Genomic DNA, 6,044 nt, shown 5'->3' with positions numbered 1-6,044 from the left:
AACACCTAATAAAATTGAGGCAATCATGGTAGATTTTTTAGGACTAACATCTGCAAAACTTCCTGCAAAGTACGAAAACAAAACCAATAGAAGTGGAACAGAAGTTATCAAAAATTCTGCTATTACTGGTTTAACGCCCATACCTTCCTCAACAAATTCCTTAAGAATGGGACCCCACATAAACCAGTTAAAACCAATAAGAAGAGTAATAACACCAAACAAAACAAATATCAATACATTCTTTTTGCCCATTTCATACCTCCTTATTAAATTTTCTTAATATTTCACTTTCACTATTGACAGACTACAACTTTTTTGTTATACTTCGCTCTAAGTAAGTACAGATATTCGCCACCGAATAACTGATACCTACCTCCTTTCTTATTCATGCCAGGGAAGGCACACCCCAAAGCCTTCCCATTTTTTATCTGTATTGGGACTTATAAAACTCATAATAAAGACCTTTCTTTTCCATTAACTCCTCATGACTGCCAAACTCCACTATGCGTCCTTTATTTATAACGTAGATTTTATCAACATTTCTAATAGTTGAAAGTCTATGAGCAATAACTATTGAGGTCCTATCTTCGATGAGAATTTTTGTGCCTTTTTCCAAAAGTTCCTCAGTACGCGTATCAACGCTCGAAGTTGCCTCATCAAGAATAAGGATCCTTGGGTTATGTATTAAAGCCCTAGCAAAAGAAATAAGTTGCCTTTCTCCCATTGAAATATTTTTGCCTTCTGTGGAAAGTTCATAATAAAACCCCAAAGGAAGCTTTTTTATGTAATCAAAAATACCAAGTATTTTACAAACTCTTTCCACTTCTTCAATTGAATAATCATCACCCAAGGTGATATTTTCGATTATGTTTCCTTTAAAAATGAATACGTTCTGTAGAACCATACCCAAGTATTTTCTATAATTGGTTTTGCAAACATTTTTAAGGCTAATACCATCAATGTTAATTTCGCCTTTGGTAGGCTCGTAAAAATTAAAAATCAAGTTTGCAATGGTTGTTTTACCTGCACCAGTAAAACCAACAAGTGCAATTTTTTCTCCTTGGTTAACTAACATGTTTATCCCCTTTAATACCTCATTCCCTTCATCGTATGAAAAATAAACATCTTCTAATGCTACACTGCCCTTAACATCGAATTTTATCCCTTCATCATAAAAATCTTCTTCAGGGTTGTCATTAAGAAAACCGTCTATTTTTACCATAGAAGCTATCGCGTTCTGCAAAATAGAAAACTTATCCGAAAGGTCTCCTAAAGGCCCATATAAGTAAGACAAATAAGTTGAAAATGCGATTATAGTCCCGATAGTCGAAGTTCCATTTATGGTAAATTTTCCACCAATAAAAATTAAAAGGAATATAGAGATATAAGAGGATATGTTAATAACCTGACGTAAGAAAACATTTATTACCTGCGATTTATAAAAATTATTTCTGAAGTCTTTTGAGAATATTCTAAACTTGTCAATCATTGATTGTTCTAAATTAAACAGTTGAACTACATTTAAACCTGTGAGAATCTCTTGCATATGTATATTCATTTTGGTTACAGAATCACGAACTCTTTCATATATTTTTTCGATAATATTACCCAAGTATAAAGACAAAAATAAGGCGATCGGCAAAGGAGAAAGAATAATTAAAGCAAGTTTAAAGTTAATATAAAAAATAAAAATAATAGCAAGCAATACAAAAAGTAAATCTGCAAGTAATGAAACAATACCTGCATTTAATAACTCATTCATATTCTCAATATCGTTGGTAATTCTTGTAATGATTTTTCCTGTGGGCTCTTTTGTAAATGATTGCAAACGAAACCGTGATACCCTACCAAACATATCAAGTCTTATATCCCTCATGATTTTTTGACCTGTGAGATTGCCGATATAAATTTGAAGGAGTTTAAAAACGATATTTGCAAAAACTAAACTAACAAAAATTATAAAAGATAACTTTATGTGACTAAAATCTTTTTTAGATATGAGTGTGTCAACAATTGATTTCAAATACAAAGGAATAATAGCGGAAGTAATTGAAGCAATGATGGTAGAGAGAAATGTGATTATAAGCATTATTTTATATTTTAAAAAGTATGGGACAAACCTTTTATAAGCAGTGTTTATCATACAGTTTCCTCTAAAAGCTGTCTTTGATAGATATGGTAAAGGTAGCCTTGTTTATCTAAAAGCTCTTTAAATGTTCCTTCCTCGATAACTTCTCCATCAAAAATAACAAAAATCTTTTTCGATATCATCAATGCACTCAGTCTTGAAGAAACAAGAATTACAGTTAAACCATACTTTTTAGCATATTCATCTAAATTCTTTATAATGTTGGACTCTGTTGTAAAATCAACACTTGAGAAGGCATCATCAATTATAAGGAAGGGCTTTTTAGAAAGTATGGCTCTTGCAATAGCAACTCTTTGCTTTTCACCACCTGATAGGGTAATACCTTGCTCCCCCACAACAGTTTTAAAATTATCTTTAAAAGACATAATACTATCGTAAAGAGAGGCAACTTTTGCAGCCTCGACTACTTCGTCAAATGTCGCATCATACTTTCCTACTCTTATATTATTTTCTATTGTATCAGAAAACAGAAATATTTCTTGCGGGATGTAAGCAAATAAATTTTTAATAGTTTTAAAGGAAACCTCATTGATATCAGTGTTATCAAAATATATGGTGTTAGAGGGAACATCTATTATCTTCAGTATAGCCTGAAGAAGTGTTGATTTTCCCGATCCAGGATTACCAGTTATTCCATATATGTGACCTTTTTCAAACTCGATATTTATATTCTTAAGAACTGAGACATTACTATCATAAGAATAATTCAAATTGGATATCTTTATACGATTAATATCGTTTTTTATCGAACCAGAAAACTCATTTTTTATACTCAAAACTTCCTCAATTCTTGAAAGGGATGCAGTTGCTCTCCTAAAAAGTGCAATAGAAAAGCCAACAGCCATCATTGGCCAACTGAGAGTTTCAATATACTGAAAGAATGCCGCAATTGTGCCAATATCAACCCTACCCTGAATGTAGAGTGATCCTCCATAAAAAATTAAGATTATAATTGAACAGTTAATAAGAAAATTAACCAGAGGATCAAAGAAGCCATCAATTTTAACAAGCCGGATATTTTCTTTAATGTATTCTTCGTTAATATTAGCAAATAAACTTTTGAAATAATTCTCCTTAACGAAGGCTTTGATTACTCTAATTCCTTCGACCAATTCTCTTACTCTAACACTCATATCGGCAAAGATTGTATTTATTTTTCTGTAAATACTATGTATTTTTGAACCAAGATTAAGAGCAATTGGAAAAAGTAAAAGCAACGGAAACGCAACAGCAATAGTAAGTCTTAAATTCATCTCAGCCATAAATATAAAAGTAGTAACACCTAAAATAAAGATATCAACAATTGCAAGAAACCCCATTATCAAAAACATTCTTAAAGCCGTAGTATCATTTGTCACTCTCGACATGAGGTCCCCAATTTCAAATCTTTCTAAATCTTTTTTTGAAAAAAAGACATAATTCTCAAAAATGCGGTTTTTAATTTGATTGTCAAATCTTAAAACAGCGTATCTAAGGAGCGCTTGGTATAAGAATCTCAAGAAGACTATTCCAAAAGCAATAAGAATAATGTAAATAGAATACTTTGTCAAACTTGATATATTTTTTTGCGAGATACTGTCGATTGCTGAACGGGTATATCGAGGAATAAACACCTGTCCAAAATCAACCACAGTAAGCAAAAAAGTAATAATAATATACCTAAAAAATTCTTCTCTAAAATATTCTTTAAGGATTTTCATTTTTTAATTTATTTTCAGCTGGGACTTTTCCATGCTCAAGTAATCGTATTGTTCCATAAACTAAGAAAGAAAAGAAGAAGTTATAAATAATTTGATTACGTAAAAACGGAAGTCCAGCTAAAAGACATGCAAAAAAACCTAAAAAACTTTTCGGATAAAAATCAAACATAAAAAATACAAGGGAATTTGAAACTAAGAAAAACGCCAAAGTGCCTAATAGCTCCATTGAAATTATGTTTAAAATTTTTTTACCTGAAACTGCATACTGAACTAAAATTACTACAAACCAAGATACAAAAACAATAATTTCCCACTTTATCATAAAAGGAACTTTAAATGAAAGTAAAACATCTGAAAAAATAACCAAAAGAGGAATAGCATAGAGAAATTTCTTTTTATCTTGCAAAAGAATGGTAAAAGCTATCAAACTTGAAAAAAATTCAACATTTGGTAATTTTAAAGGTAAAAATCTTGAAAAAATTGCAATTAATAAGAAAAATACAAAAAACACATTTTCGGTTCTATTCTTCATGTCTTACCTCACATAAACTTTAAAATCTTTAATATTGCATATATAAGTTTTATTTCTATTCTTTTAGACTTTTCAAATCTTTTAAATACTTCTTTATACGACAAATAGCCACTCTTCTCTTGTGCCCGAATTATAAACTCAAGAATATGTTCGTTAAGAATTACCTTCTTAATCATCGGTAAAAAAGGATAAAAGGCGTTGGATAAGGCAATACCATATCGAAATTCTTCAAAGATTGTAGAGTCAAGTAAATGTAAGTATTGGCTAAAATCTTTACTGCCCTTTTTTAAGTTATATAATATAACCTCCGAAAGAAGTTTAGCAGAAAAGATAGAATGGTAAATACCAGCAGCATTAAGCGGGTCTACAATTGAAGATGCTTCACCTACAAGAGCAACCCTTCCTTTTGCTATATTATAATCACCATCCCATAAGGAAATTGGATAAATCTTAATATCTGCGTAAGTTGGATCTATTAAGTTCGAAATACCTTTTTTGTAAAACTTTTTCATAGCGCCAGCACCTACTGAAATAAAATCTTTTTTAGTAAACTTCCATCCGTAGCCGAGAAAATTGTACCCAAGGTAGACGTTAAGAGCATCATCAGAGTTGTTCTCTTTTCTTAGTTCTTTTTCTTCTGCTATAACTATTTTTGTTTTCTTATTCAAATTAGCAAATAGTGCAACTTTACTTCCAATACCATCTGCACCAACTAGGAAAGCACCCGAATAAACATTTTTATTTGTTTTTACTATAACTTCATTTGCCTTTTCCTCAAAAGATATAAATTCTTCGTTATATCTTACGTCAATGTTATTCCGTAAATGTTCATCAAAGCTACTTCTCATCACACCAAAAGAAAAAGGTTTATCAAAAGTTACACTTTCCTCGATTATACCTCTGTAGGAGACCCTGAAAGTTTTATAAGGGACATATTCAAAATCTCTACTTACACTCTGAGGTAAAATGTCAAAAATACCCAATGGCAAGCCGCCAGCACAAACTTTGTCCCTGAAATGGTTGCCTTTTTCAATAACAACTGAATAAATACCTTTCTCTTTCAGGAAATGTGCAAGAGTTGCGCCACTTGGGCCACCACCAATTATTATTACATCATGTTTTTCCATAGGCTTTCTGGCGGAGAGGGTGGGATTTGAACCCACGAGAAGGGCTACCTTCTACCTGATTTCGAGTCAGGCGCTTTCAACCGCTCAGCCACCTCTCCAGAAGTTATTATATAAAACTTATCTATTATGCCAAACTTTTGGTATAATAGTGAAAAATGATTTACGATATACCCAAAGTTGGTGTTAAATTTGAAAGAACACTCTTTTGTAAAAACGATAGATTTAAAGTAGAGAAAATTGTTTCAAATAATTTAGTAAAGACAAACTTTCCTAAAAACGATATAAACTATGTGTATTTATATCTACCAAAATCTAACATTATAGACAAACCTGTTATACTACTGCATGGGTTGAAAAAGAGAAATCTCAACTATCTTAAATATTTCTCTTTTAAATTTTTAGAATTTGCGTTACCAACTTTAATGCCGATACTTTCTTACAAAAACCATAACACTTTTTTAGGAGCATTATTCTATAATAATGTATAGGAAACTTATTTTTTAAAAAAACTTATAATTTATTTACAGGCAAAAATG

At 31.1% G+C, this 6,044-nt stretch carries 6 protein-coding genes and 1 tRNA gene; 1 reads left to right on the top strand and 6 read right to left on the bottom strand.

Going from position 1 to position 6,044, the window contains the following annotated elements; genetic code table 11:
• From K6343_02815 to K6343_02790, 6 genes are all read right to left on the bottom strand, one after another.
• The coding region (locus tag K6343_02815; GenBank protein MEF3244902.1) for a hypothetical protein at positions 1 to 252 on the bottom strand (252 nt) is incomplete at its 3' end.
• Positions 253 to 424: 172 nt separating this feature from the next.
• A complete protein-coding gene (locus K6343_02810; protein ID MEF3244901.1) occupies positions 425 to 2,143 on the bottom strand; it encodes an ABC transporter ATP-binding protein/permease in 1,719 nt (572 codons plus the stop codon).
• Positions 2,140 to 3,849: an ABC transporter ATP-binding protein/permease gene (locus K6343_02805; GenBank protein ID MEF3244900.1), complete on the bottom strand. Its 1,710-nt coding sequence runs from the start codon at positions 3,847 to 3,849 to the stop codon at positions 2,140 to 2,142. The genes K6343_02810 and K6343_02805 overlap by 4 nt, the downstream gene beginning before the upstream one ends.
• Complete coding sequence (locus K6343_02800; protein MEF3244899.1) at positions 3,836 to 4,381, bottom strand: hypothetical protein; 546 nt, start codon at positions 4,379 to 4,381, stop codon at positions 3,836 to 3,838. The genes K6343_02805 and K6343_02800 overlap by 14 nt, the downstream gene beginning before the upstream one ends.
• 8 nt (positions 4,382 to 4,389) lie before the next feature.
• Positions 4,390 to 5,508 (bottom strand): NAD(P)/FAD-dependent oxidoreductase, encoded by a 1,119-nt coding sequence (locus K6343_02795; GenBank protein ID MEF3244898.1) that lies wholly within the window; start codon positions 5,506 to 5,508, stop codon positions 4,390 to 4,392.
• 8 nt (positions 5,509 to 5,516) lie between these two features.
• Positions 5,517 to 5,606, bottom strand: a tRNA-Ser gene (locus K6343_02790).
• A gap of 57 nt (positions 5,607 to 5,663) precedes the next feature.
• On the opposite strand from K6343_02790, the gene K6343_02785 reads away from it, so the two are divergent.
• Entirely contained in the window at positions 5,664 to 5,996 is a 333-nt protein-coding gene (locus K6343_02785) for a hypothetical protein (protein MEF3244897.1), read from the top strand.
• Positions 5,997 to 6,044: the final 48 nt, after the last annotated feature.

Source organism: Caldisericaceae bacterium (assembly GCA_036574215.1).
Taxonomy (GTDB): Bacteria; Caldisericota; Caldisericia; order Caldisericales; family Caldisericaceae; genus Caldisericum.
This window is presented reverse-complemented; position numbering and strand designations above follow the sequence as displayed.

Excerpts from the sequence above, each read along its gene's own strand:
- K6343_02785 (MEF3244897.1), top strand. The coding sequence starts at position 5,664 with ATGATTTACGATATACCCAAAGTTGGTGTTAAATTTGAAAGAACACTC.
- K6343_02810 (MEF3244901.1), bottom strand. The coding sequence starts at position 2,143 with ATGATAAACACTGCTTATAAAAGGTTTGTCCCATACTTTTTAAAATAT.
- K6343_02800 (MEF3244899.1), bottom strand. The coding sequence starts at position 4,381 with ATGAAGAATAGAACCGAAAATGTGTTTTTTGTATTTTTCTTATTAATT.
- K6343_02795 (MEF3244898.1), bottom strand. The coding sequence starts at position 5,508 with ATGGAAAAACATGATGTAATAATAATTGGTGGTGGCCCAAGTGGCGCA.
- K6343_02805 (MEF3244900.1), bottom strand. The coding sequence starts at position 3,849 with ATGAAAATCCTTAAAGAATATTTTAGAGAAGAATTTTTTAGGTATATT.